The organism is Dactylosporangium sp. CA-152071 (assembly GCF_050936335.1).
Lineage (GTDB): Bacteria > Actinomycetota > Actinomycetes > Mycobacteriales > Micromonosporaceae > Dactylosporangium > Dactylosporangium maewongense.
The window spans coordinates 16109-41919 of the sequence record NZ_JBNJMZ010000003.1; the positions used below are offsets into that span (position 1 = coordinate 16109).

General features: G+C 70.2%; 24 protein-coding genes. 19 read left to right on the plus strand and 5 right to left on the minus strand.

What is annotated here, in order from left to right:
• Window positions 1-277 precede the first annotated feature (277 nt).
• From ACQEVZ_RS60085 to ACQEVZ_RS60105, 5 genes are all read left to right on the plus strand, one after another.
• Window positions 278-1660 carry an IS1380 family transposase gene (locus tag ACQEVZ_RS60085; RefSeq protein WP_433376068.1) on the plus strand — a complete coding sequence of 461 codons (1383 nt, stop codon included), beginning with the start codon at window positions 278-280 and terminating at the stop codon, window positions 1658-1660.
• Window positions 1661-1883: 223 nt separating this feature from the next.
• Window positions 1884-2810, plus strand: a complete 927-nt coding sequence (locus ACQEVZ_RS60090) for an ABC transporter ATP-binding protein (protein ID WP_433386289.1) — start codon at window positions 1884-1886, stop codon at window positions 2808-2810.
• A complete protein-coding gene (locus ACQEVZ_RS60095) occupies window positions 2807-3655 on the plus strand; it encodes an ABC transporter permease subunit (protein ID WP_433386291.1) in 849 nt (282 codons plus the stop codon). Before ACQEVZ_RS60090 ends, ACQEVZ_RS60095 begins: the two co-directional genes overlap by 4 nt.
• On the plus strand, window positions 3652-4917 hold the full coding sequence (locus ACQEVZ_RS60100; protein WP_433386293.1) for a sensor histidine kinase: 1266 nt from the start codon (window positions 3652-3654) through the stop codon (window positions 4915-4917). Before ACQEVZ_RS60095 ends, ACQEVZ_RS60100 begins: the two co-directional genes overlap by 4 nt.
• Complete coding sequence (locus ACQEVZ_RS60105) at window positions 4914-5585, plus strand: response regulator (protein WP_433386295.1); 672 nt, start codon at window positions 4914-4916, stop codon at window positions 5583-5585. Before ACQEVZ_RS60100 ends, ACQEVZ_RS60105 begins: the two co-directional genes overlap by 4 nt.
• A gap of 160 nt (window positions 5586-5745) precedes the next feature.
• Here ACQEVZ_RS60105 and ACQEVZ_RS60110 read toward each other — a convergent pair whose 3' ends face one another.
• Complete coding sequence (locus ACQEVZ_RS60110) at window positions 5746-6843, minus strand: integrase core domain-containing protein (protein ID WP_433386297.1); 1098 nt, start codon at window positions 6841-6843, stop codon at window positions 5746-5748.
• A gap of 920 nt (window positions 6844-7763) precedes the next feature.
• Here ACQEVZ_RS60110 and ACQEVZ_RS60115 point away from each other — a divergent pair.
• The 4 genes from ACQEVZ_RS60115 to ACQEVZ_RS60130 all read left to right on the plus strand — a co-directional run bounded on the left by ACQEVZ_RS60115 (window position 7764) and on the right by ACQEVZ_RS60130 (window position 10825).
• Entirely contained in the window at window positions 7764-8225 is a 462-nt protein-coding gene (locus ACQEVZ_RS60115) for a hypothetical protein (protein ID WP_433386299.1), read from the plus strand.
• A gap of 173 nt (window positions 8226-8398) precedes the next feature.
• A complete protein-coding gene (locus ACQEVZ_RS60120; RefSeq protein ID WP_433386399.1) occupies window positions 8399-9022 on the plus strand; it encodes an ABC transporter ATP-binding protein in 624 nt (207 codons plus the stop codon).
• A gap of 133 nt (window positions 9023-9155) precedes the next feature.
• Window positions 9156-10223, plus strand: a complete 1068-nt coding sequence (locus ACQEVZ_RS60125) for a hypothetical protein (protein ID WP_433386301.1) — start codon at window positions 9156-9158, stop codon at window positions 10221-10223.
• Window positions 10220-10825 (plus strand): hypothetical protein, encoded by a 606-nt coding sequence (locus tag ACQEVZ_RS60130; protein ID WP_433386303.1) that lies wholly within the window; start codon window positions 10220-10222, stop codon window positions 10823-10825. Before ACQEVZ_RS60125 ends, ACQEVZ_RS60130 begins: the two co-directional genes overlap by 4 nt.
• A 93-nt stretch (window positions 10826-10918) precedes the next feature.
• Here the strand turns inward: ACQEVZ_RS60130 and ACQEVZ_RS60135 are convergent, their stop codons facing one another.
• The 4 genes from ACQEVZ_RS60135 to ACQEVZ_RS60150 form a co-directional block, all read right to left on the minus strand.
• The gene (locus ACQEVZ_RS60135) at window positions 10919-11215 is read right to left on the minus strand and encodes a hypothetical protein (protein WP_433386305.1); all 297 of its coding nucleotides are present in this window, start codon (window positions 11213-11215) and stop codon (window positions 10919-10921) included.
• Window positions 11216-11391: 176 nt separating this feature from the next.
• A complete protein-coding gene (locus ACQEVZ_RS60140; RefSeq protein ID WP_433386307.1) occupies window positions 11392-12093 on the minus strand; it encodes a lytic polysaccharide monooxygenase auxiliary activity family 9 protein in 702 nt (233 codons plus the stop codon).
• Between the two features lie 911 nt (window positions 12094-13004).
• The gene (locus tag ACQEVZ_RS60145; protein ID WP_433386309.1) at window positions 13005-14969 is read right to left on the minus strand and encodes an aconitate hydratase; all 1965 of its coding nucleotides are present in this window, start codon (window positions 14967-14969) and stop codon (window positions 13005-13007) included.
• 408 nt (window positions 14970-15377) lie between these two features.
• A complete protein-coding gene (locus ACQEVZ_RS60150; RefSeq protein ID WP_433386311.1) occupies window positions 15378-15752 on the minus strand; it encodes a hypothetical protein in 375 nt (124 codons plus the stop codon).
• Between the two features lie 188 nt (window positions 15753-15940).
• On the opposite strand from ACQEVZ_RS60150, the gene ACQEVZ_RS60155 reads away from it, so the two are divergent.
• From ACQEVZ_RS60155 to ACQEVZ_RS60200, 10 genes are all read left to right on the plus strand, one after another.
• Entirely contained in the window at window positions 15941-17308 is a 1368-nt protein-coding gene (locus ACQEVZ_RS60155) for an ABC transporter substrate-binding protein (protein ID WP_433386313.1), read from the plus strand.
• 1 nt (window position 17309) lies between these two features.
• The gene (locus tag ACQEVZ_RS60160; RefSeq protein ID WP_433386315.1) at window positions 17310-18236 is read left to right on the plus strand and encodes a carbohydrate ABC transporter permease; all 927 of its coding nucleotides are present in this window, start codon (window positions 17310-17312) and stop codon (window positions 18234-18236) included.
• Window positions 18233-19111: a carbohydrate ABC transporter permease gene (locus ACQEVZ_RS60165; protein ID WP_433386317.1), complete on the plus strand. Its 879-nt coding sequence runs from the start codon at window positions 18233-18235 to the stop codon at window positions 19109-19111. The genes ACQEVZ_RS60160 and ACQEVZ_RS60165 overlap by 4 nt, the downstream gene beginning before the upstream one ends.
• The gene (locus tag ACQEVZ_RS60170; protein ID WP_389339045.1) at window positions 19108-20076 is read left to right on the plus strand and encodes a phosphotriesterase family protein; all 969 of its coding nucleotides are present in this window, start codon (window positions 19108-19110) and stop codon (window positions 20074-20076) included. The genes ACQEVZ_RS60165 and ACQEVZ_RS60170 overlap by 4 nt, the downstream gene beginning before the upstream one ends.
• Window positions 20073-20834 carry an SDR family NAD(P)-dependent oxidoreductase gene (locus ACQEVZ_RS60175; RefSeq protein WP_433386320.1) on the plus strand — a complete coding sequence of 254 codons (762 nt, stop codon included), beginning with the start codon at window positions 20073-20075 and terminating at the stop codon, window positions 20832-20834. The genes ACQEVZ_RS60170 and ACQEVZ_RS60175 overlap by 4 nt, the downstream gene beginning before the upstream one ends.
• A gap of 11 nt (window positions 20835-20845) precedes the next feature.
• Window positions 20846-21811 carry a Gfo/Idh/MocA family protein gene (locus ACQEVZ_RS60180; protein ID WP_433386322.1) on the plus strand — a complete coding sequence of 322 codons (966 nt, stop codon included), beginning with the start codon at window positions 20846-20848 and terminating at the stop codon, window positions 21809-21811.
• An 82-nt stretch (window positions 21812-21893) separates the two neighbouring features.
• On the plus strand, window positions 21894-22976 hold the full coding sequence (locus tag ACQEVZ_RS60185) for an amidohydrolase family protein (RefSeq protein WP_433386324.1): 1083 nt from the start codon (window positions 21894-21896) through the stop codon (window positions 22974-22976).
• A 14-nt stretch (window positions 22977-22990) separates the two neighbouring features.
• On the plus strand, window positions 22991-24151 hold the full coding sequence (locus tag ACQEVZ_RS60190) for an aminotransferase class V-fold PLP-dependent enzyme (protein ID WP_433386326.1): 1161 nt from the start codon (window positions 22991-22993) through the stop codon (window positions 24149-24151).
• Window positions 24148-24984 carry a hypothetical protein gene (locus ACQEVZ_RS60195; RefSeq protein WP_433386328.1) on the plus strand — a complete coding sequence of 279 codons (837 nt, stop codon included), beginning with the start codon at window positions 24148-24150 and terminating at the stop codon, window positions 24982-24984. Before ACQEVZ_RS60190 ends, ACQEVZ_RS60195 begins: the two co-directional genes overlap by 4 nt.
• Entirely contained in the window at window positions 24968-25780 is an 813-nt protein-coding gene (locus tag ACQEVZ_RS60200; protein ID WP_433386330.1) for an IclR family transcriptional regulator, read from the plus strand. Before ACQEVZ_RS60195 ends, ACQEVZ_RS60200 begins: the two co-directional genes overlap by 17 nt.
• Window positions 25781-25811 lie beyond the last annotated feature (31 nt).

Sequence of the window (25811 nt, forward strand, 5' to 3'; positions counted from 1 at the left end):
CTCGGCGTGCGCGACCGCATCCACGCCGTCGTCCACCCCACCTCAACGGCCTCGTCCGCGGGCGTGGTGAGCAGTAGTACCGGGGTACTACTCGCCGGTCGTCGGATCGTCCCGCGGTACCGCCGCCGGGGCCGTTGCGTTCTTTAGCCTCGATCCGTGGATCGGATTTCGTCTGTGACGGTGTCATGGCGGTTTGGAAATGATGAGAGTGCCCTGCGGGCTGCGATGATCGGGTTTCTCTAGGACCTGATCGGTGCGGCTCGGAAGGACACTCTCGGTGCAAGGATCTCATGCCTTCCGGGCGGACGGCGCGGTGTTCGACGAGGGCAATCTCGTGTCGCACGCGGGTCTGGTCCCGCTGCTGGAACTGGCTGAGCAGGCAGGCCTGTCACAGCTGCTGGATCAGCATGTGCGGTTCGTGGATGAGCGGGTCAGATCCGGGGCGGCGAACCCGACCCCGAAGCTGACCTCGATCATCGCCGGGATGGCCGCCGGCGCGGACAGCATCGACGATCTGGACGTGATCCGGGCAGGTGGGATGCGGCAGCTGTTCGGCGGGGTCTACGCCAGCACCACGCTCGGGATCTTCCTGCGTGAGTTCACCCACGGCCACACCCGGCAGCTCTCCACGGTGCTGCGCCGGCACCTGGTCGCTCTCACACAACGCACACCGGTGCTGCACGACATCGCCGAACAGGCCTTCATCGACATCGACTCGCTGCTGCGCCCGGTCTACGGCCACGCCAAACAGGGCGCCTCCTTCGGCCACACCAAAATCGCCGGAAAGACGATCCTGCGCCGCGGGCTGTCCCCGCTCGCAGCCACCATCTGCACCCGCACCACAGCGCCGGTGATCGCCGCGGTCCGGCTCCGCGCCGGCCGGGCCGCATCCGCCAAAGGCGCCGCGAGCATCCTCACCGAAGCGATCAACACCGCCGTCGCCGCCGGCGCGCAACCCGGCAACCTCCTCATCCGCGGAGACTCCGCCTACGGCAACGGCAAGGTCATCACCGCAGTCCGCAACGCCGGAGCCCGGTTCTCCTTCACCCTGACCAAAACCAGCACCGTCAACGCCGCGATCGCCGCCATCGACGACGAGCAGTACACACCGGTGCACTACCCCGGCGCGGTCACCGACCCGGACACCGGCGCACTCATCTCCGACGCCCAGGTCGCCGAAATCACCTTCACCGCGTTCGCCGACAGCCACCACCGCGTCACCGCCCGACTGATCGTGCGCCGTGTCCTGGACGCCAACACCCAGGACCCGCTGTTCCCCGTCTGGCGCCACCACCCATTCCTCACCAACAACCCCGAACCCACCGCCGACGCCGACATCACCCACCGACGACACGCCATCTGCGAAACCGTCTGGTCCGACCTCATCGACGGCCCCTGGGCCCACCAACCCTCCGGTCAGTTCGGTGCCAACGCCGCCTGGACCATCCTCGCCGCCATCTGTCACAACCTGCTCCGCGCCGCGGGCACCCTCACCCGCATCCCCCGCTACGCCACCGCCCGCGGCGCCACCCTGCGCACCCACCTGATCAACATCCCCGCACGGCTGGCCCGCCCGCAACGCCGCCCGACTCTGCACCTGCCCACCCTCTGGCCCCGCGCCCACGCCTGGCTCGCCCTCTGGAAAGCCGTCTTCACCTGACCAGCGGCCCCCACCGCGCACACCGCAACGCAACACCCACCCGCAACCGACCACACGAAACCCGAGCACGCTGGCGCGGCGGGCCAGCAGCACCACCACGCCCTCAACCCCAACAAGATCAACTACACCCCACCCAAAGACCAACGCCGCAGCCGATCCACGGATCGAGGTTTAGCGTTGCGGCCAAGCGCCGGAGGGCGGTGGGTGACGCAGGGAGTGCTCGATGATCGAGGCACGGCAGCTGACGAAGCGCTACGGGGAGAAGACCGCGGTCGACCGCCTCGACTTTCTGGTCAGGCCCGGGGCGGTGACGGGATTCCTGGGCCCGAACGGGGCGGGTAAGTCGACCACGATGCGGCTGATCATCGGGCTCGATGCGCCGACGAGCGGGGACGTGAGCGTCAACGGCCGGCGGTACGCCCGCCACGCTGCGCCGCTGCAGGAGGTCGGGGCGTTGCTGGAGGCTCGGTCGATTCATCCGGGCCGGACCGCGTCCGATCATCTCATGGCCCTGGCCTACACCCACGGGATCCCGCGGCGGCGGGTCGACGAACTGATCGAACTGACCGGCCTGACGTCGGTGGCCCGCAAACGCGCCGGGTCGTTCTCGCTGGGCATGGGGCAGCGGCTCGGGATCGCCGCGGCGCTGCTCGGCGACCCCGCCACGGTGATGCTCGACGAGCCGGTCAACGGCCTGGACCCCGAAGGCGTGCTGTGGATCCGCAACCTGCTCTCCGGCCTCGCGTCGGAGGGTCGCACGGTGTTCGTGTCGTCGCACCTGATGAGCGAGGTGGCGCTCGTCGCCGACCACCTGATCGTGGTCGGCCGCGGCCGGCTGCTGGCGGACACGACCGTGCAGGACCTGGTCCGGCAGGCCGGCGGCGACGCCGTCGACGTGACCACCGCCGACTCGGCCCGCCTGCGCAGCGTGCTCGCCGGGCCGGGAGTGGGCATCATCGGGCGGGCCGGCACGGAGCAGCTGCGGGTCACCGGCCTGACCGCGCGCCAGATCGGGCTCACGGCCGCCGAGCACGGCATCGCGCTGTTCGAGCTGACCCCGAAGCAGGTTTCGCTGGAGGAGGCGTTCATGGACCTGACCAAGGATGCCGTGGAGTACCACGGCGGCGTCACGAGCGGAGCGGTCGCATGAGCACGGGTGTGCAGGATCGGACCCCGGGCGTCGCGGCCAGCCCGGCGGCGCGGCCGCAGTACCGGGTCACCGGTCGGCGGGTGCTGCGCTCGGAGTGGTCGAAGCTGTGGACGCTGCGCTCGACCTGGATCACCCTGGGTCTCGGGCTGCTGGCACTGCTGGCGTTCGGCACCATCGCGGCGTTGCGTTACAAGTCGTTGACGAGTGCCGGCGGGCAGATGGACCCGGACTTCGCCGACGCGACCTCGGTGAGCCTGACGCTGTTCGGGGTCCGGTTCGGGCAGCTGGCGCTCGGGGTGCTCGGCGTGCTGTTCGCGGCGGGGGAGTACTCCACCGGCATGATCCGCTCGACGCTGGCCGCGGTGCCGCGGCGGCTGCCGGTGCTGTGGTCGAAGGCCGCCGTGTACGGCGTGGTCGCGGTGATCGTCGGCCTCGCCGGCGCGTTCGGCGGGTTCCTGATCGCCGACGCCGTCGTGTCCGGGACCCCGGCCCATCTGGGCCTGTCCGGCGACGAGGTGCTGCGGTCCCTGTTCGGCGCCGGCCTCTACCTGGCCCTCGTCGGCGTGATCGGGATTGCCCTTGGCATGCTGCTGCGATCGGTGGCCGGTGGCATCTCCGTCCTCGTCGCCGCGCTGCTGCTCGTGCCCGGCCTGGTGTCGCTGCTGCCGAGCTCGTGGCGGGCCGACGTCGCGCAGTACCTGCCGAGCAACGCCGGCGAGTCGCTGTACTCGCTGCACCCGGCGACCGGCATGCTGTCAGCGGGCGCCGGTGCCCTGGTCCTGGTCGGCTGGACGGTCCTCGCGCTCGCCGGCGCCGCCTATCGGCTGCTACGTAAGGACGCATGACCATCGACAGTACCGACCATCTCGCCGCCCATCCGCTGGTCGACCGGCTCGCCGGGCTCGGCCAGCGGATGCGGTGGCTGGACGCCCGCCGACCGTGGTGGTTCGATGCGGCGGCGGTGGCGGCGGTACTGCTGGTGTTCGGCGTTCCGGACGTTGTCCACCACGACGGCGACGGCGAGCGGCCCGAACTGCAGCTGCTGCTGGTCCATCCGCCGCTCGCCGCGACGGTCGCCCTGCAGCTCGGCCTGGTGCTGCCGCTGTTCTGGCGCCGCCGGGCCCCGACCGCCACGTTCTACGCCGTCGCCGCAGTGTTCGTCGTGCAGTGGTCCGTCGGCGTGCTGCTGCGCGCCGACGTTGCGCTGCTCATCGCCGTGTACAGCGTGGTGTTGCGCGTCCACCCGGCCCGGCTGCCGTGGGCCGGGCTGACCGTCGCGGCGACACTGGGCCTGGTCGCCTGGCGGGTCTCCGGCGTGGTATCGCCGTGGGACGCGCTGTTCTTCCTGTCCGCGGCCGTGACCGCGGCCGCGGCGCTCGGCGTCGCCATCCGCATCCGGCGGGCCCAGCTCGCCGGCCTGCGCGACCGTGCGCTGCGCCTGGAGATCGAGCGCGATCAGCGCAGCCGCCTCGCCGCGGCCACCGAGCGGACTCGCGTCGCCCGTGAGATGCACGACATCGTCGGCCACAGCCTGTCGGTGATCATCTCGCTGGCCGACGGCGGTGCGTACGCCGTCGAGGGCAACCCGCCGCGCGGCCGCGAGGCCCTCGAGCGCATCGGCGACACCGGCCGGCTGGCGCTCACCGAGCTCCGCCGCGTCCTCGGCGTGCTCCGCGACGCCAGCGTCGCCGCCGAGCTGCACCCGCAACCCGGGGTCGCCGAGATCGGCGCCCTGTGCGACCAGATCCGGGCGGCCGGGCCCCACGTCGTCTACCGCACGGCCGGCGACGTGGACGCCCTGGACCGGGGGGTGCAGCTCGCGGTGTACCGGATCGTGCAGGAGGCGCTGACCAACGCGCTGCGCTACGCCGGGCCCAGCGCCAGGCTCGATGTCGTCGTGGCCCTGGAGGGTGCGCGGGTGGACATTATCGTCCGCGACAACGGCCCTGAAGGGCCGCAATCGGTGCCGGGGGCGGCCGGGCACGGGATCGCCGGCATGCGCGAGCGTGCGGCCCTCTACGGCGGAACCGTCGAGGCCGGCTCCCGCCCGGGCGGAGGATGGACCCTGCGGGCCACCCTCATCCCGGGCGCCGAAGGCAAGCCATGATCACCGTGCTCATCGTCGACGACCAGCCCTTACAGCGGCTGGGCTTCCGCATGCTCTTGGAGAGCAACGAGGACACCGACGTGCTCGGCGAGGCCGGCAACGGCACTGAGGCCGTGCGCCGCGCGGCGCAGCTGCATCCCGACGTCATCCTCATGGACGTACGCATGCCGGGCATGGACGGGATCGAGGCCACCCGCCGCATCGTCGCCGCTGGCGACCGATCCCGGGTGCTAGTGCTGACGACGTTCGATCTGGACGAGTACGCCCACGCCGCGCTGCGCGCCGGGGCGAGCGGCTTCCTGCTCAAGGACGCCCGCCCCGAGGAACTGCTGGCCGGCATCCGCGCCGTCGCCGCCGGCGACGCGGTGATCGCCCCGGCCCTGACCCGGCGCCTGTTGGACCAGTTCGCCGGCCAGCTGGGACCCGCCGCTGGGCCGGCCGGCGACGACCCGCGCCTGGCCAGCCTCACCGAGCGCGAGCGGGAGATCCTGGTCGCGATCGGCTCCGGCTGGACGAACCGCGAGATCGCTGAACGCCTGGTGCTGTCCGAGTCCACCGTGAAGTCCCACGTCGGCAAGGTCCTGGCCAAGATCGGCGCCCGGGACCGGGTCCAGGCCGTCATCTTCGCCTACGACCGGCGCCTGGCCCGGCCCGGTGCCGGCGGCTGAGCCGACGACGCTGAGAACAAGCTGAACGGCGGGTGTCGATGATTCAGCGGTACCTCAGCGCCGCCCGCCCTGTGGGGCTCGTAAATCGTGGTTCTGGCTATGCGGCCTGCGTGTATTCGTTGATTAGCCCTGCGGGTGCCGAAAACCCTATCCGGGCTGGTCAAGCGGCATGTTCGTACTCGTGGAGGATGCCGCCGAGACGATCGCGGCGGCGGAGGTTGAGGTGCGTGATCGTGCTGGGATCGGTGATCGGGGCGGGCAGCGGGTGCAGGGGCCGGGCGTTGTTGATGCCGCGGTGCGGGCGGTGAGCGTTGTAGTGCAGCTCGTACTGGCGTAGTGCGTGCAGCAGATGTGGCTGGTTCCAGATCAACGTGCGGTCGAGCAGTTCGCGGCGGCAGGTTTGGATCCACCGTTCCATGACGGCGTTCACGCGGGGCATCTGTACGCCGCTGAGCACGATCTCGATGCCGGTGTCGGCGAGGATCGTGTCGAACAGTGCCGGGTACTTGCCGTCCCGATCGCGGATGAGGAAGCGTGCCTGGCAGCCGGTGTCCTGTAGGTCCATGGCGAGGTTGCGCACGGCTTGGGTGACCCAGGCGGCGGTGGGGTGTGCGGTGGCGCCGAGGATGCGTACTCGGCGGGTGGCGTGCTCGATGACCGCGAGGATGTACATCCGGGCGCCGGTCAGGGTTTCGGTTTCGAAGAAGTCGGCGGTGAGGATGGCCTCGGCTTGGGAGCGCAGAAACGTCGTCCAGGTGGTGGAGGTCCGCTCAGGTGCGGGGTCGATGCCGGCGTCGTTGAGGATCTCCCAGACCGTGGAGGCGGCGACCTTGATACCGAGGACGAGGAGTTCACCGTGGATGCGCCGGTATCCCCATGAACTGTTCTCCCGCGCCAGGCGGAGCACCAGCGCGCGGATGGACCGCACCGTGGGCGGTCGGCCGACACGCTTCGGGCGCGAGATGCGCGCGTGACGTGCGGCGATCAGGTCGCGGTGCCAGCGCAGCACGGTCTCGGGGCGCACCAGCAGCCGGATCTGGCGTAGTACGGCGCGGGGGAGTCGGTGCAGCAGCGCGGTAAGCAGCGCCCGGTCGGCGGGGGTGAACCGGATTTTCTGGCCGTGCAGCTGTCGTTCGAGGACGATGATCTGATGTCGGAGGGCGAGGATTTCGGCGTCCTTGGCCCGGTCGCTCATGGGTAGCAGCCGCAGCATCGCCAGCGCGTTGGTCACGCCGAGGTAAGCCAGTCGAGGCAGCACGATCAGGCATCCTCGCCCAGTTGTCGCCAGCGATACGACCAGCCTGGACATGTTTGACGAGCGCAAGATCTGTTGTCATAGTCAAACCGACCCTGACCAGGGCGGACGTCATGGTCGGCACCCGCACCGCCAGGAACGCCCGATCGCTCGCGTCGAACCGCACCTTCTCCTTGCCCAGCTGGCGTTCCAGCACTGTGATCTGATGGCGCAGGGCAAGGATTTCCACGTCCTTGTCCCGATTGCTCATCGGCAGCAGCCGCAGCACCGCGAACGTGTTCGTCACAGCCAGGTAGGCCAGTCGCAGCGGCACGGCAGTCCATCATGCCGCATCGATCACCAGCTATGCCCAGGCCCAGCAACCGGGTCAACATCTCCGCCACCCCGCGCTGGCCCTCACCAGGGCGGATGGGGTTATCGGCAAGCGCGCTACTGCCGTAGCGCAAAACGGTCAAATCCCTACCTTGCAAAGGCCCTGCCGGAGGTGAAGGTGAATTGGAGTGTTCCCGATCTTTTTACGCCCGGAATGCCGCATCGGCTATTGGCGAACATTGCATCCCGGGGGTGATCACTCGGGCACATCAACTGATCGAGTTCCGGGACGCATTGAGCCGCTGACCTGCCCGAATGCGACTCCCCGTCGGCGAACATATCACAAGTCGCTGCCGCGGTGGGGGCAGTCAAGTCATCACTCGACCAGCATCGAAACGAGAAACACCATGTCATCCGTGTTGCGGCCCGGCCGCCCGGCAGGAGCCGACGAATCATTGTTTTCGCTGGAGCAAAAGAACGCGCGTATGGCTTGACATCGATGAGTGCTGAACGCCAGGGTGAGACCCGCTGCTGCACCGCCATGACCCGCGGAACGACCATCCGCGATAGGTGGGATGCGTGAGGCGGTGGCCAATCACGAGGGAGGGCACATGAATCTGTCATTGAGTGACCGGCGTGAAGGTGGTGCTCGGCCGGCAGGGTCGCTGCCGCGCTGGGTGCCGGGCTGGTCGGTGGCGGCACTGACCGCCTTGCTGATCCTGACTCCGGTTCCCGCGTTTGCCGAAGGCAGCTGGAACAGCAGTCTCAGCGGCGTCCGCAGCGGGTTCACCTCGCGCACCTGGCACGACGCCAACAACGACGGCACCATCACGAAGACCACCCTGTCCGGCTGCTCCCGAGACGACGGCGCGAACTTCTTCCTAGAGGTTGACCTGCGGCGGAAGCGTTCCTTCGCACCGGATGTCTCCTACGGCCGCCGGAACGTCTCCAGTTGCAGCGGTGGCACCGGCACCGGCAGTTGGGGCGACCAGACTTCCGGCGACTACTTCCTGCAGTTCTGGCACTATGACTTCGGCACCGTCTCGGCGAGCAGCGTCGGCACGGTGTACTAGCGCGTTGCTCCAGCACGTTGTCGGGTGGGCGGGTCGTCGCCCGCCCGGCAACGCCAGACCGGCACAACCGACGAGCGAGGGCACTCATCATCGACAATGCGGCGTTCGCCATTCGGGCTGATCGAGTGTCGTTTCGGTACCGGGGACGCAGCTCGGCGCCAGTATTGACCGACGTGTCGGTCGCTCTTGATCAACGCCCTACGGTGCTGATCGGGCCGAACGGGGCCGGCAAGTCCACCCTCCTGCGACTGCTGACCGGCCAGCTCCGGCCGACCACGGGGACGGTCAGCCAGACCGGTCGGATCGGCTGGTCGCCCCAGCACACGCCGGCGTTGCCCGGCTTCACCGTCGGCGAGCAGGTGCGCTACGCGACCTGGCTGGCCGGGGTCCGCGCAGACGACGCAGTGCCGGCGGGAACTCGTGCGCTGGCCCGAACTGATCTGACCGAACTGACCGATCGGCCGGCGACCAGGCTCAGCGGCGGTGAGCTGGCCCGGTTGGGAATCGCCTGCGCGCTCGCGTCCGAGCCGAACGTGCTGCTGCTCGACGAGCCAACCGCCTCGCTCGACCCACTGGCTCGCCGCTCGGTCCGCACGGTGCTCCGCGCTCTCGCCGAGCAGGGGGTGGGCATCCTGGTGTCGTCGCACACCGCGTCGGACATCGGTGCGCCGTTCACCCGGCTGCTGGTGCTGGACCGGGGCCGGCTGGCCTTCGACGGGTCAGTGCGGGACTTCTTTGCTGCCGAGCATCCCAGTGGCGTGGTAGCGGACCTGGCGCAGGCACTCCGTGAGCGCTGAATCGCCGATGCCGCCCGTCGTCCGATGGCCGGCTCGCCGGGTTGACCGCTCCTACCTGCGTACTCCAGCGGTCTGGCTTGCGTTGCCGGGCTTCGTGCTGGCGCACCTGTTCCTGACAGCGAACGCGACCACCGTGAACTACGCTCCGGCCCGGGCGGCGGCGGTGACGGGTGCGATGGCGATTCTGGCGCCGATCCTTGCCCTGTGCGCGGTGTGGGAGGCGGCCACCCTGCGGGTGCTGTGGGGCCTGCTGACGGTACGCCGCCAGTGGTGGCTGGTGCTGGCTGCTCGACTGGCGCCGGTGCTGGCCGTCGGGGTGCTGATCCACCTGGCGCTCTACGCCGAGGCGCTGCTGCTGCCCAGCCCGGCGTGGCCCGGTTGGGAACTGCCATCGCTGTCGCTTGTCGGGGTGCTGGCCTGGACCGCCTTCGGCGCCGCGCTGGCGCTGGTCCTGGGACGGCTGCTGGCGATGACCGCAGCGCTCCTGGTGCCCTACCTGGCACTCACGCTGCCGGCCGGCTGGCAGCCGTTCTGGCTGCGCCACGTCAACGGCAGCCCGTTCGACTGCTGCTCGACCAGTGAGGTGCTGGACCCGCGCGTCCTGGTGGGTTCGGTCGGGGTGCTCGGCGCAGTCGCGGTGCTATCGGTGTGCGTGGCCCAGGTCCGGTTGGCGCCGAGCCAGTACCGGCCATGGGCGGCCGCCGTGGTCGCGGTCGCCGCCCTGGTCGGCGCGGCAGGAGGTATCACCGCCGTCGCCGGGCTCGGCCCGATGCCGACCCGGACCCGTCCCGCCGACGCACTGGTCTGCCGGCTGCCGGTATGTCTGTGGCCGGAGGACGCTGCCGCGTTCGCCGCCAACGAGGCGGCCTGGCGGGCGGCCAGCGCGGCATGGACCGATCTGGGACTGCCGGCCCCGGCCGTCGACCGGATCGGCCCGATCCAGGCGGAGGGCATGCTGGCGATCACGACGACCGCGACCAGCGAGGAATCGGCCCGGGCGACGATGGCCCAAATGTTGCCCCGAGCATTGGCCAACTGCCTGCGCGACTTCAGCGATCCGGCCCGCGATCAGCGGCTTGACCAGCTGTCCGCATTGCTTGCCGCCGAGCTCGGCGTGGCCCAGGCCCTCGGTGACGTTGCCGCGCCCGTCCCGACCGAAGCACCGCGGTTGTGGCGCGAGGTTGGACGGTGCGGCGAATGACGCTGTTCCTCCGCGCCCACCACGCCCTGCGGGTCGCTGCGCTGGGCAGTGTGCTGGTGGCCACTGCCTGGTGGCTGGCCGGCACCAGCCTGCCAGTACCTCAACTGCTGCAGGGACGGGCCACGCCGATCGCGGTCACCGCGCTGTTGACCGCGTTGTACGCGCCGCTGACGGCGTACAGTTTCGGCGGACTGACACTGCGGTTCGAGCACGGCGCCCGCCGCGGACTTCTCGCCGCGGACCTGTGCCAGCTGGTCGTGGTCTGCGCCCCGGTGACCGTGGTGGCACTACTGGCCGGGCTCACCGGCGACGGCCAGTTCGCCGCCGACCTGACCCGCAACGTCGCCGCCTTCACCGGTGTGGCCCTGCTGCTGCTCACGATCGTGGGCGAGGCCACCGCGGTGGCGTTGCCCGTCCTCTACTTCTTTGTGACCAGTATGCTGGGCACCCACCCGGACGGCTCGGCACAGTGGTGGGCGGTCCCACGCGCGCCAGCCACCGCCGCGACCCTGTCCATGGCCGTCGCCACGCTGGCGGTCGGCACAGCGGTCTACCATCGAACGGCCCGCGCGACGGCAGCTGCGCGCGCCGGCCGGGACTGACGACGGCGCCTCGTCGCTGAGGGAAGCCACGCCGTCCTGTGAATCACGTGCCGCTGGTTGAACAACGCAGGCCGAGGTTGTGCAGCGCGACGGTCACGACGCCAGCCGTGGGGACCGGTGCGGGTATGTGACGGCGTTAGCGGTCAGCCCGGTGACGTTGACAAGAAGGACCGCATCGAACAGGTCCAGTGTCGGCGGACCAGTCGGCGATGCCAGGCCAACAGGGTGGCCGGAGGTGACGATCCGATGCTTCCACAGTGCGTGCGGCGGCGCCCGGACCAGCGCGGACAACACCGCCCGTTCCGGGCACGACAGGTCACCGCCCGCCAAGGGACGCGCCTCCGGGCGGTCGCGCGCAGCCTGTCCGCCGCAGCGATCGTCGCGGCGCACGCCGTGAGCGTTCGGATCGTGCACGCGCAACTACGGGCGATCAACACCCGGCACCACGCCCGCTCCCGTCCGAGGCGGCTCGCACCTACCGGACGATCGGCGGCCCAGCCCGAGCGCCTCCCGGCCGGCTCACGGCGGCAAGCCCTCCGGAGCGCCGCTGTGAGTGCCGATGTGCCTTATGCGGCCGCCTGGAAATCCACGTCGCTGCAGAAGTAGTACGACTGGTCCATGTGGCTCGCCTGCCAGATCGTGTATACGATGTGGCGTCCGGTGCGCGTGCCGGCGTCGGCGTCGACCGAGAGCGAGACGCCGTTGTCGGCCGGCTGCCACTTGGCGGCAGGAGTGCTGCCGATCTGGCTCACCAGCTCTAGGTCTCCCCAGCCGAGCTGCTGTTTGGTGGGATCGAACCCCTGCCGGGTGATGTAGACGCGGACGTAGTCCGCCCCGTGCTTGGCCTGGTCGAAGATGTTCACCGAGAAGTTCCGGTCCTTGGGGGTGGCCTTCCACTGGCCCACCGCGTCCAGCGCGGCGTAGCGTCCGGCCTGCGTACGCCCGGCGCTGCAGAGCTGCCCGTCCGGGATGGCGGCCTGGTGGTCGCCCTTGACGCCTTCGCGGTACAGCCCGTTCCAGTTCCACATCGTGCTCGGGTCGGCCTTCCATGCCTGGTAGCACATGGGATCCTGGCTCGCCATCTCCGGCGCCTGGTGGTTGTTGCTCCACCGCTGCAGGCAGTCGTATGCGCGCGCCGGCGGATCGGCTGCCGATCCGTGGGCGGAGGCAGCCTCAGGCAGGGCGGTCACGAGCAGCGTCGCCGCCGCCGTCGCGATGGTCAATGCACGACGCATCAGGGCGCGACGGGGTGACACGAGAGCAGACATGGAACCTCCTGGCGCGATACGTATTGATGCTCACCGACGTGGCGCATGGAAGCGCTCCCAGGACCATACCTGTCCCATCTACCTGGGACTACGGCACCATCCCCTGCGACGTCCACCGCCGTTTCGGACTCCGCCACTGTCCGTTCATGGCGGCCCTGCCGCCGCGAGGGGTCCTTACGCCTGCATACTCGCCCGGCCCCGGATTACGCGGTTGAGGAAACGCACGCTGAATCGACCTCGGCACGAGCGGGACACCAGCCGTTTTGCGCCGCGTCGACAGGCACGCTCGCCTGCTGCACCGCGGTCCGGGTTTCATGTCGAACTGCCGATTGGCCCGGACGGTCGTGGGGTGAAGGCACGGCCCGCCCGGGCCGGCACTGAGGACTGGAGCCGCCACGGTCATCGAGGAGCTCGACGAGAAGAAGACGCGGCTCGACGACGTCGGTTTCAACGCCCGGGGGACGGTCCGGAAGTTTGAGAAGCTGCGTGTGACCAATGGCGGTCGGCTGCAGGAACCTGCGGCGCTGGCGGGTGGTAGCACGCTCCGTGTCGTCATCATGGCTTGCAGTTGGATCAGCTCGCGAGGTACCACCTGCCTACCGATAAGGCCGGCAACCGGATTTTTGCCGCGGAGGCTCGGCGGGTGCGAATCGTGTCGTTGGACGGATCGATGCGGATCAAGGCCGGGCAACTTGGCCTTGAGGCCGAGAAGTACATCAAGCCTGGCGCGAACCGGTGGACCGCCGGCAACGGCTGGCACACCATCGAGGTCCCCAGCGACCTCATCGACGCAATCTACGTCCTGCGGGGTGCGGGGACTGTAAACGAACGTTCGTTTGACAGACCCGAGGGGCGCGGCTGGGCCTGCAGGTACGCGCGGATCGAGGTTGACCGAGACGCCAGTTCCACAATCAGGAACAATCAGGTGTCGAGCGTTGTCTCCCGCTGGGATCTACGTGGTGGCCAAGGGCGGGAATGCGGCCACCGGCGAGCAGGATGTTGATCTGTCGTGTGGACAGTTGGTGCCGGGCCTGCAGGATCGTGTCTCGGGTGGCGTTGTGGACGGTGATGTCGGCGCCGGCGTGCAGGGCTTGCGTCATGTTCCGCACGATGAGCCGGTCGCCGACCTCGGGTGTGTCGCCGGCGTACTCCAGCGGCAGGACACCGAAATTGATCAGGTTTTGCCAGTGGATGCGGGCGTAGGAGCGGGCGAGGACGAGCCGGAGGCCGAGCGAGCGTGGTGCGAGGGCCGCGTGTTCGCGTGAGGAGCCCTGACCGTAGTTGCGGCCGGCGACGATCGCGTGCGCGTTCTGGTTCCGAACGCGGGTGACGTACTCGTCGTCGACCCGGGCGAACGTGAACTCGGCCAGCTTTGCGATGTTGCTGCGGTAGGGCAGCGCCTCCGCGCCGGCCTGCAGGATCTCGTCGGTGGACAGGTCGTCCCCGACTGTGATCGCCACGGTCGCCTCGAGTGCTTCGGGCATCGGGTCGAGGTCGGGCAGCGTGCCGATGCTCGGCGCTTTGTCGAGTTGGACCTGGACGGCCTTACCGGCAGGCAGCGGCGGTTCGAGCATGGCCCGGTTCACCGCCGACCGGTTCGTCAGGGACAGTGTCGGGTACGCGATGCCGAGCTGCCGGGGGTCGGTGATCTCGCCGTTCAGTGCGGCGGCGGCCGCGGTCTCGGGGGAGCACAGCCAGACGCGGTCGTCGGCGGTGCCGGATCGGCCGGGGAAGTTCCGCGGCATGGTGCGCAGGCTGTTGCGTCCGACCGCCGGGGCCTGCCCCATGCCGATGCAGCCCAGGCAGCCGGTCTGATGCAGCCGCGCCCCGGACTGGATCAGCGAGAGCGTCGCGCCCATGCCGGTGAGGTCGGCGAGGATCTGTCGGGACGACGGGTTGACATCCAACGACACCTGCGGATGCGCCTGCCGGTCGGCGAGGACCGCGGCCACCATCGCGAAGTCGCGCAGTCCCGGGTTGGCCGAGGAGCCGACCACGACCTGGTGTACCGGTGTGCCGGCAACCTGCGCCACCGGCACGACATCGCCGGGCGAGCCCGGCCGGGCGATCAACGGCACCAGGCTGGACAGGTCGATCTCGTCGGTCAGGTCGTAGCCGGCACCGTCGTCGGCCGTCAGCTCTGCGAAGTCGGCCTCGCGGTCCTCGGCGGCCAGAAATTCGCGCACCCGGTTGTCGGCGGGGAACACCGTCGTGGTGGCGCCCAGCTCGGCGCCCATGTTCGCGATCACGTGCCGGTCCATGGCCGTCAGCCCGGCGAGGCCCGGCCCGTGGTACTCGATGATGCGGTGCACGCCGCCGTCGACGCCGTGGCGGCGCAGCATCTCCAGGATCACGTCCTTGGCACTGACCCAGGGCGGCAGTTCGCCGATGAGGTGCACGCCCCAGATCTCGGGCATGACAAGGTAGAGCGGCTCGCCGGCCATGGCCATCGCCACGTCCAGGCCGCCGACTCCGATGGCGAGCATGCCCAGCGAACCTGCCGCGCAGGTGTGTGAGTCGGACCCGATCAGCAGCTTTCCGGGCACGCCGAAGCGCTGCATGTGCGTCGGGTGTGACACCCCATTGCCCGGTTTGGAGTACCACACCCCGAACCGCCGGCAGGCCGAGCGGAGGAACAGGTGGTCGGCCATGTTCCGCTCGTCGGCCTGTAGCAGGTTGTGATCCACGTACTGCACCGAAACCTCGGTGCGCGCCTGATCCAGGCCGAGCGCCTCCAATTCCAGCATCACCATCGTGCCCGTGGCATCCTGGGTCAACGTCTGATCGACCCGCAGCCCGACCTCCTGCCCCCGCACTGGCTGACCCGCCACGAGGTGGGACCGGATCAACTTCTGCGCGAAATTCAGCGGGGCCATACCGCCGACTACCCGACGGACCCGGCCTCAACCAGGTCTTGGACACCGCCGCCGATCCGGGGCACACGATCCTGCTGGCCAGCCTGACACTCGTCGCCCAGGAAGAAGGCCGTTGCCAGGCCCGCAATGACGCCGGGGGCGCCGCATTTGGCACCCTCGGCATGGTCGCCTTCGCCGGCATCGTTGCAGCGCTCGCGGTTCGCAGCCCGATCTGGCTCACGCTCACCGCAGCAAGCACCGCCTGGGCGCTGGCAGCGTTCGCCGGCTACCTCACTACCTCATCGCTCGGGCGAGCGGCGCCGGAGGCGACGAATGACGCGGAAGGCCGGACAGCGTCCTTCAGCAGCGCAAGGGGGGACCAGGCAGGGCCCGGCGCTGGTCCCCCGATCCCTCGCTCACCGCGGCTCGTCACCCCTCGCCGGCTTGCTTGCGCCAGTCACGCATAGCGTCGCGGACCTTGTCGAACACCGCGATCGGCGGTCCGACGACGATGTTCGCGACGGCTGACTCGCCGGTCGACGGGTGCGGGCGCGTGGGGGCCAACGCCTCCGCCGCCTCGAAAGCACGCGCCATCTTTCCCAGCCGTTCCGGATCGGCATGCTTGCGAAGCTGCGTGAATTCCAGGCGCTCTTCCTGAGTCGCATGCGCCAGGACAGATTCGCCGAGCACGCTCAGGTGCCAGTCGAACTCCGGGTGGTCTACCCCAAGATCGTAGAGGTCGGACAGCGCCTGCTTGGCATCCGACTCTTCGGGGAGCCGTTCGTCGATGATTTTGGTCGCCATTCGGAATGATGTTGCGCGCCGCCGGATGGACGACCTGCTCGGCGTGAATGGCACGGTCCGGATCCGGGACCCGTCCGACCCCAGCTCGATGAAGCTGCCTCTTGCTTGCACCTCGCTGGCCTGGTACGAATGCTCATCTCAGAACTTAGGTTCATGTATATGAACCATCTGGCCGGCCGGAGGGTCACATGGATGAGCGGCGCCCAATCCCGGGTTTGTTCTCCACCAGCACGTCGATCTCTCGTCGGAGCCTGCTGCGCGGCGCGCTCGCGGCGGGCCTGACCGTTCCCACGGCGTCGCTGTTCGCTGCGTGCGGCGGTGCGTCCACTCCGAAGACCAACGACACTCCCGGGACGCTGTCGATGACCGCCTGGGAGGCGTACCCGGATCAGATCCGCACGCTGCTGTCGTCCTTCAAGGACCAGTCCGGCGTGGGCGTGGATCTGTCCCTCATCCCGAACGTCGGCTACGGCCCGGCCCTGCAGACGCGGCTGCAGGGCGGCCAGGCGATCGACGCCTTCTACAACTTCGCCTACGCCTCGACCAAGTACGTCGACGCGGGCTGGGCCGGAACGCTCAACAAGTTCGCCGGTGCCGAGGACATGCTCAACGACATGTTCCCCGCGTCGGCGGCACGGCACCGGCTCGCGGACGGCCGGATCATCAGCGTCCCGTACTTCTCCGCGGTGCACAGCCTCATGTACAACCAGAGCCACCTGCAGAAACACGGCATCAGCGCACCTCCGACCACGAAGGAGGAGGTGTACGAGCAGTGCAAGAAGCTCAAGGCCGCCGGGGTGGCCAGCCCGTACGCGGGCTACTGGACCAAGCAGTTCCTTGAGGAGTACTTCCTCGTCTACCTGCTGGCCGACGGGATCACGCCGTTCGACGCCAAGGGTGCCCCGGTCTTCGCCGACGACGCCAAGACGCTCGGCGTCATGGAGTGGTGGAAGGCGATGTACCAGGAGGGACTGACGTCCAAGGAGGTGCTCACCGCCGACCCGGGCGCGCACGTCACCGCGATGGCACAGGGCAACTCCACGTTCTTCGAGTTGCACCACTACTTCCTGCAGATCGTGCGCACGGCCGACGGTCCGGAGTCGAAGAACGTCACGATGCTGTATCGCCACCCCGGCACGGCCGGCAAGACGCTGCAGATCGGTGAGGTCATCCAGATCGGGGCCACGGCGGGCGGCGCGCGGGCCGATGACGCCTGGAAGCTGCTGAAGTTCTACGGCTGGAAGGACGAGGCCGGCAAGTACTCCACGTTCACGTCCTGGGCGAAGGCGGCGGCGCTGCTCGGCCCGTACCCAGGGCTGTTCAAGGACAAGGACTTCTTGGCCGCGTTCCCGGACTACTACGACATGCCGAAGCTGGAGGACGCCTTCGCCAACCAGAGCGACGTGGTCCCGGCGCGGGTCGCCCCGTGGTACGCCTCGTTCCAGGTCAAGGTCGGCGACCGGCTTCAGGCGATGCTGCTCGGCTCGGCCGGCGTCAAGGACACCGTCGTCGGGCTCGCCGCGGACGCCAAGAACCTCGCCGCCGCGGGCAGCTAGCATGGCCGAGACGATGGCCCCGGCCCCGCGGCGGCGCACGTCGCCGCGGGGCCGGGCCGACGCCCGGTTCGGGCTGGTCCTCGCCACCCCGGCGCTGGTGTTCGTGCTGGGACTGGTCGCCTGGCCGGCGATCCGCACGACGATCTACTCGCTGCAGCGGGTCAGCTTCGCCGGCGAGGCGCGGTGGGCGGGGTTCGCGAACTTCCAGACGCTGTTCGCCGACGAGCAGTTCCGGCACGCGCTCACCACAACGGTGCTCTACGCGGTCGGCTTCCTGCTCGTCTCCACCCTGCTGGGGCTCGGGTTCGCGCTGCTGCTCAACACCGGCTTCCGCGGCCAGTGGCTGGCCCGCAGCCTGCTCATCGTCCCGTGGGCCTGCCCGTGGGTGATGGTCGGCATGATCTGGAAATGGTTCGTCGACGGTGAGGTGGGCGCGCTCAACGGCGTCCTCCTGGCCCTCGGCCTGGACGGCGTGGCGCCGCTGTCGGACAGCACGGGCGCCCTCATCGTCGCGATTCTCGCCGGGGCGTGGCGGCAGGCGTCGTTCACCGGGCTGCTGTTTCTGGCCGGGCTGCAGACGATCCCGCGGGAGTTGCCGGAGGCCGCGATGGTCGACGGAGCCAACGCCTGGCAGCGGCTGCGCCGCCTGACCCTGCCCTGGCTGCGGCCGGTCATCGTCGTCGTGGTCATCATCAACACGATCTTCGGGTTCATGCAGTTCGACACGATCTGGGCACTGACCCAGGGCGGCCCCGGCGACGCCACCTCGGTCCTGTCGATCTACCTGTACCAGCAGCTTTTCGTCTACACGAACACCGGCCTCGGCTCGGCCACCGCCGTCGTCCTCGGCGGCATCGCGCTCGTCCTCGGGTTCGTGTTCGTCAAGCTGCTGTACCGCTCGAGCACTTTCACGGAGGGCGTCGAGTGAAGCGCTCACGGCTCGCCTCGGCTGGGATCTACGTCGGGTTCGCGCTGTTCCTCGTCTGGATCCTGTTCCCGCTGTACTTCACCGTGCTGAGCAGCTTCATGGGTCCGTCGGAGATCGGCGCCAAGCCGTTCCACTGGTGGCCGCACGACCCCACGCTGGCCAACTACGTCGCCATCTTCACCGGCAACAGCGCGCCGTTCTCCACCGGGCAGGACGGCGGGATCGTCTCGAGCACCGACGCGGTCGCCCGGCTGATGCCGGCGATCGCCCGGAGCCTGGTCGTCGGCGTCGCCGTGGTCGCCAGCAACCTGGTCATCGCCGGTGCCGCCGGGTACGCGTTCTCGCGGTACGAGTTCCGCGGCTCGCGCCTTGCGTACCTGCTGCTGCTCGCTTCCCGGGTGGTGCCGGCCATCGCGATCGTGCTGCCGTTCTTCGTCGCGTTCCGGCAGCTCGGGCTGCTCAACACGTCGCTCGCCCTGATCATCAGCTACAACGCGTTCACGCTGCCGTTGGCGATCTGGCTGCTCAAGACGTACTTCGACAGCGTACCCAAGGAGCTGGAGGAGGCCGCCGAGGTCGACGGCGCGTCCCGGTTGCGCTGCCTGCTGGTGGTCGTCACCCCGATCGCCCGGCCCGGGCTGATCGCCGCCGGCCTGCTGGTCTTCCTGGAGGCGTGGAGCGAGTTCTTCTACTCGCTGGTGCTCACCAACGCCCTCACAGTGCCGCCGGTCGTGGCCGGCCTGCAGAACCTCCAGCAGTTCTCCTGGACGACGCTGGCCGCGGCCACCATGTTCACTGTCGTCCCGCCGGTGCTCATCGCTCTGGCGTTTCAGCGGTACATCGTGACAGGTCTCGCCGCAGGGAGTGTGAAATGATCGAAAGTCTTGCCGGGAAGGTCATGACCGTCCTCGGGCCGATCGAGCCCGAGGACATGGGCAACACCCTCACCCACGACCACGTGCTGGTCGACGGGTGGGGACTGCGCCAGCTGTACGAGGCGATCCTCGACGACGAGGAGATCGCCGTCGAGGAGGTCCGCCGGTTCGCCGCGGCCGGCGGGCGGACGATCTGCGACCCGACGAACATCGGGCTCAAGCGCGACCCGCAGGCCCTGCGCCGGATCAGCGAGGCCAGCGGCGTCAACATCGTGATGGGCGCCGGCTGGTACCGCGAGGTCGTCTACCCCGGCTACATCACCACCGACAGCACCGAAGCCCTCGCCGACCGCCTCGTCGCCGAGATCACCGACGGCGTTGACGGCAGCGGCATCCGCCCCGGCTTCATCGGCGAGATCGGCACCGAGCGCGGCCACATCACCCCGCACCAGGAGCGGGTGTTCCGCGCCGCCGGCCGGGCCCACCGCCGCACCGGCTGCCCGATCATGACCCACACCACCCACTGGGGCGAGCTGGCCCTCGAGCAGCTCGACCTGCTCGCCGAGGAGCGGGTCGACCCGGCCCGCGTCATCGTCTCGCACCTGGGCGACCGGCGCGGGACGAAGTGGTGGCTGCCGATCGCCGAACGGGGCGCCTGGCTCAACATCGACAACCTGGCCTTCGTGCAGGGTTACGCGCCCCTGTCGTTCCGGGCCGACAACGTCGCCGAGCTGTGTGCCATGGGACTGGCCGGGCAGCTGATGCTGTCCAACGACATCTGCGAGCTGGGCCAGCTCGCCGCGTACGGCGGACCGGGCTACGCCAACGTGATCGAGACCTTCCTGCCCATGCTGCGCGACCGGGGAGTGTCCGAGGAGGACATCCACCGCATGACGGTCGCAAACCCCGCCCGGGCGTTCGCGTTTGCGGCGGCGCCCGCCACAGAACCTGGAGAACAACCATGAGCACAACGGCAGTCGTGGTCGGCGCGGGTCGAGGCATCGGGCAGGCGATCGGCGAGGACCTCGCCCGCGCCTGCCCCGGCGACCGGCTGGTCCTCGCCGACATCGACGCCGCCCTCGTCGAACGCGTCGCGGCTACGCTGCGGGTGCAGGGCGTCGAGGCGACCGCCCGCCACGTCGACATCACCGATGAGAAATCGGTACAGGACCTGGTCGACGAGACCGCCGAGGCCGACAAGGTCGCGATCGCCGCCGGGGTCTTCGACAGTTCACCCACCCTCGACGTCACCGTTGCCGACTTCGAGCGCATCCTCCGGGTCAACACGATCGGCTGCTTCGACGTGGCCCGCCGCTACGCCGCTGGCATGGCCGCCCGCGGGAGCGGGTCCATCGTGGCGGTCGCGTCCGTCGCCGCGCGGATGCCCCGGATGCGGCAGGCCGCCTACGCGGCGTCCAAGGCCGCCCTGCGCCAGTCGCTGCGGGTCCTAGCCTTGGAGGTCGCCGGCAGCGGGGTCCGGGTCAACACCGTCTCGCCCGGGCCGACGGACACGGAGATGATGCGGCAGCTCGCCAGCGACCACGCCTCCGTCGACGACCTGGCCGACGGCAGCCTGCTGGCGTTTCGCCCCCGGGTCCCGGCCGGCCGGGTCGCCCGCGGCAGCGACATCGCCGCCGTGGTGCGCTTCCTGCTCTCCGCGGAAAGCTCCCACATCCTGCTCGGCGACATCGTCGTCGACGGCGGCGAGCTGCTGGGCATGTGAGGAGCGACGTCGTGATCAGGCTTGGCATCGTCGGCGCCGGGATCATGGGCGCCAAGGTGGCGGCGACCGCCGAAGGGCTGCCCGGGGTGCGAGTCACCGCCGTCGCCGACCCGGTTCCCGAACGCGCCGCCGCGCTGACCGACCGGTCGGGCGGCATCCCGTTCGCCGGCTTCCCCGAACTGCTCGACTCCGGCGCGGTCGACGCCGTCTACCTCGGGCTGCCCCACGACGGCCACGCCGACGCCTGCGTCGAGGCGGCGGCAAGCGGCGTCCACGTCCTGATCGACAAGCCGCTGTGCAACACCGTCGCCGAGGCGGACCGGATCATCGAGGCACGGGACGCGGCCGGCATCGTGCTCATGGTCGGGTTCAGCTACCGGTTCCGGGCCGAGTGGCTCGCGGCCCGAAGGCTGGTCGCCGACGGCGTGATCGGGGAGCCGCTGTCGGTCACCGACATGATCGTCGAGGCGACGCCCGACACGCCGTCCTGGTACTGGGACGCCGGCCGCGGCGGCGGGATCCTGCAGCTGCAGGCGCACCACTGCTTCGACCGGCTGCCGTGGCTGGTCGGCGGGCCCCTGGCCGAGCTGACCTGCCGCACCACCGGCCTGGCCGGGGAGGCCGAGTCGGCGGCCGCGATCACCGGGACGTTCGCGTCCGGGGCGGTCGCCGGGATCGCGCTGTCGTTCGGTCGCACGCACGTGGCCGGCCCCCGGTCGTTGACCGTCGTGCAGGGCGGCGCCGGGCAGCTGCGGATCGAGCAGGGTGGCACGCTCGCCGTGTCGTCCACGGCGGGGGAGCGGGCCGAGTCGTACGCCGGCGACGACTGGCTGCGCCGGCAGCTCTCGGCGTTCATGGCGGCCTGCGCCGGGCCGGAGCCCGCCGTCCCGGCCGCCGAGGACGGGCGGCTGGCCGTGGTCTGCGCCGCCGCCGCGGCCGAGTCGGCCCGCACCGGGCAGCCGGTGAGGCTGTCATGACCGGCCCGGAGCGCAGCGGAGGGGCCGGTCATCAGGGCGCAGCCAGGAGGTCAGGCGGCCTGAGCGCAGCGGAGGTGATGGCATGAACGGGTTCGTGCTCCGCGGCGGCCTGGTCTGCGACCCCGAGACCGGCACCCTGGCCCCGGGGGACGTCGTCGTGCGCGACGGGCGGATCGCCGGCACCGCCGGCGCGGCGGACCGGGTCGTGGACGTGTCGGGGCTGGTGGTGACGCCTGGCCTGGTCGACCTGCACACGCACGTCTTCGTCGGCCAGGACCTCGGTGTCGATCCGGACGTGGTCGGCCCGCCCAGCGGGGTCACGACCATGGTGGACACCGGCAGCGCCGGCGCGCACCTGTTCGGGGCGTTCGTCCGCGGTACGGTCGAACAGGCCCGCACCCGGATCGGCGCGTTCATCAACATCTCCACCGTCGGTGCCACGAGCATCCTGCTCTCCGGAGAGCTGAAGACCCTCCCGTATGTCGACCCCGCCGCCTGCCGCGCGGCGATCGCCGAACACCGGGAACGGATCATCGGCGTGAAGGTCCGGGCGTCCGCCGATGTCGCCGGCGACAACGGCGTCGTCGCCCTGGACCGGGCTCGCGAGGTCGCCGACGCCGAGGGGCTGCCGCTGATGGTGCACCTCGGGCCGCCGCCGGCGTCTCTGGCCGACATCCTGGCCCGGCTCGGCCCCGGCGACGTCCTCACTCATTGCTTCACCGGCTTGTCCGGCACCCCGTACACCGAGCACGGCCGGGTCGTCGACCTGGTCTCCGAGGCCCGGCAGCGCGGCGTGCTCTTCGACGTCGGGCACGGCATGTGCGGCTTCGACCTGGAGCAGGCCCGGGCCGCGGTCGGCGCCGGGTTCCTGCCCGACACGATCAGCTCCGACCTGCACATCTACTCCCGCGACATCGTCGGCGGCCTGCCGGACGTGATGGCGAAGTTCCTCGGGCTCGGCGTCGCCCTGCCCGAGGTGGTCCGCCGCACGACGGTGGCGCCGGCCCGGGTCGCCGGGCTGGACGGCGCCGGCGTCGGGACCCTCCGCGCCGGTGCACCGGCCGACGTCGCGGTTTTGCGGGTGACCGAAGACCCGGCTCCGGCCGTCGCGGCCGTGCTGACTGTCCGGGCCGGCGAGATCGTGTACCGCGCCGAACCAATCTGAAAGGGCATCGACACATGGACATCTATACTGAACTGAGCGTGCGGACCATCATCAACGCGGTCGGGCCGGCCACCCGGCTGGGCGGCCTGCCGCTGTCCGACGACGTCGTGGAGGCGATGCGGGCGGCGGGCGCGCGCAACGTGCGCATGGACGAGCTCCAGGAGGCCGCCGGCGCCGAGATCGCGGCCCTGCTCGGCGCGCCCGCCGCCTACGTCACCAGCGGCGCCGCCGCGGCCCTGAGCCTCGCCACCGCCGTCTGCCTCGCCGGCGACCGCCCGGCGGCGATCGACGCGCTGCCCGACGTCGCCGGGCCCCGCCGCCGGGTCATCATCCAGCGGGCCCACCGGGACCCCTACGACCACGCGCTGACCGCCGTCGGCGCGGACCTGGTCGAGATCGGCTATCCCGGCTCGACCCGCCCCGACGAGCTCGTCCGGGAGCTCGACGAACGGGCCGCGCTGGTGCTGTGGCGGCCCGGCCGCGGCGGCGACCACCTCGGCATCGCCGAGGTCTCGGAACTGGCCCACCGCGCCGGTGTTCCGGTGCTCGTCGATGCCGCGATGGACGTACCACCCCTGGCGAGGCTCGCGGAACTGTTCGACGGCGGCGCCGACCTGGTCGCGATCAGCGCCGGAAAGGCGTTCCGGGGCCCGCACACCGCCGGGATCCTCTGCGGCCGGGCCGACCTGGTCGGCGCCGTCGCCCTGCACCACCAGGACATGGACATCCGGCCCCGCACCTGGCAGCGCTCGGAGATCACCGGCGCCGACCCCGTCCGCGGCCGGCACGGCATCGGCCGGGGCATGAAGGTCGGCCGCGAGCAGATCGTCGGTCTGCTCGTCGCCCTGCGGGCGTTCGTCCGGGACCCGGACGCCCACCACCGGCACGGGGCGCAGGAGTTGGCCGACATCCGGGCCGTGCTGGAGGCTGACGCCCGGTGCGCGGTCCGGGACGGCTACGAGCACCACCTCGACGTGCCGGTCCTCGAGATCGACCTGTCCGCGTCCGGTCGCGACGCCGATGACGTTGTGCGGGAGCTGGACCGGGGCACGCCTCGCATCCACGTCGGCGAGGACCGTGCCTGGCAGGGCGTGCTCGTCGTCAACCCGATGGGACTCCGGCCCGGCGACGGTGCCGCGCTTGCGAAGCGACTGGTCGAGGTGCTCGACCAATGACGGGCCCGTGGCGGCTGGCGGCGGCGCCGGTGGCCCGCATGCCGATCGTGGGCTCGGCGGCGTTCTTCGGCCGCAACGACCACGACTTCTACGACCTGCGGTTCTACGTCTGGCTGGTCACCGACGGCGAGCGGACCGGGCTGATCGACACCGGCCTGCCGATCGGCGACGCCGACCGGGCGGCACTGGAGACGGCCAATCAGGCCCTCGACCCGCGATGCGCGTTCCACGACGTGCGGCTGCTGCCGGAGGCCCTCGACGCGCTCGGGGTCCGCGGCGAGGACGTCGACTTCGTCCTGCTCACCCAGACGATCACGTACCACACCGGCGGTCTCCTGCCGAACCTGCTCCCGCGGGCCACGATCTACGCCTCGTACGCCGGGGTACGGGAGATGTTGTGCGCGCCGCCGGGACACCCACCGACCGAGTTCTACTTCACGAGCGGCACATGGTCGTTGCTGCGGGACCTGGCGGTCGCCGGGCGGCTCGTGCTGACCGACGGGCCGGTCACCGTGGCGCCCGGGCTGGAGTTCGAGACGACCGGCGGCCACCACCCCGGGTCGGCCGGCGTCCGGGTCCGCTGCGCCGACGGCGTGGTCGGCCTGCTGGAGACGGCGTTCTTCGACCGCAACATCGCCGAGGAGCTCCCTGTCGGCATCGCCGAGGACGCCGCCGCGTGCCGCCGGGCCATCAAACAGTATCGACGCGTGTGTGATGAGGTGGTGGCGTTGCACGACCCGGGCAACGCGGCGCGCTTCCCGATCGAACCTGGTCGGGACAGCCGGTCACACCCCAGCACGCAAGGAGGCCAGCGTCATGACCGCCACCCGTAACACCCCGCCGAACGTCCAGTCCACGACCGGTGTCAAGTCTGCCGAGCGGGTTCTGGATCTCATGGAGTACCTGGCGGCGCACCGCTCCGGCGCCACGTTCCCGCAGATCAGCCAGGACCTGGGCTTTCCCAAGAGCAGCCTGCACGCGCTGCTGGGCACGTTGGTGGGCCGTGGCTGGATCTATCTGGATGAGGATCGGAGGCGCTACCGGATCGGGGTGCGGGTCTGGGAGACCGCGCAAAGCTTCGCCTACCTGGACAGTCTCGCCCGCAGGGCCGAACCGCACCTGCGGGCGGCCCGCGACAAGCTCAACGAAACCGTGCAGCTCGCCGTGCTCGACGGCATCGACAACGTCTACATCGCCAAGGTCGAGGCCGACCATCCGCTGCGGCTGGTGTCCCGGGTCGGGATGCGGCTGCCCGCCTACGCCACCGGCCTCGGCAAGGTACTGCTGGCCTACCTTGATCCGGGGGACCTGAAGGCACGCCTCGAGGGCGTGAGCATGCGCAAGTTCACTCAGCACACCATCGCCACGTCGCAGCAGCTGTTCGAGCGGGTCCAGGAGATCCGTGAGCGCGGCTTCGGCGAGGACGACGGCGAGTACACCCCTGGGGTCTTCTGCGTCGCTGTACCGGTCAGGGACGGCACCGGGCGGGTGGTGGCCGCGATGAGCTGCTCCATCCCCCGCGTCCGGCTCGGTGAGGGACCGGCGCACCGTGACCACCTGGTGAACACGCTGACCCGCCACTGCGACGCGATGTCCCATGACCTCGGCTGGCGAGGCGGTGGTCAGTGACCAGTGTTCGTCCACATCAGACACTCAACCG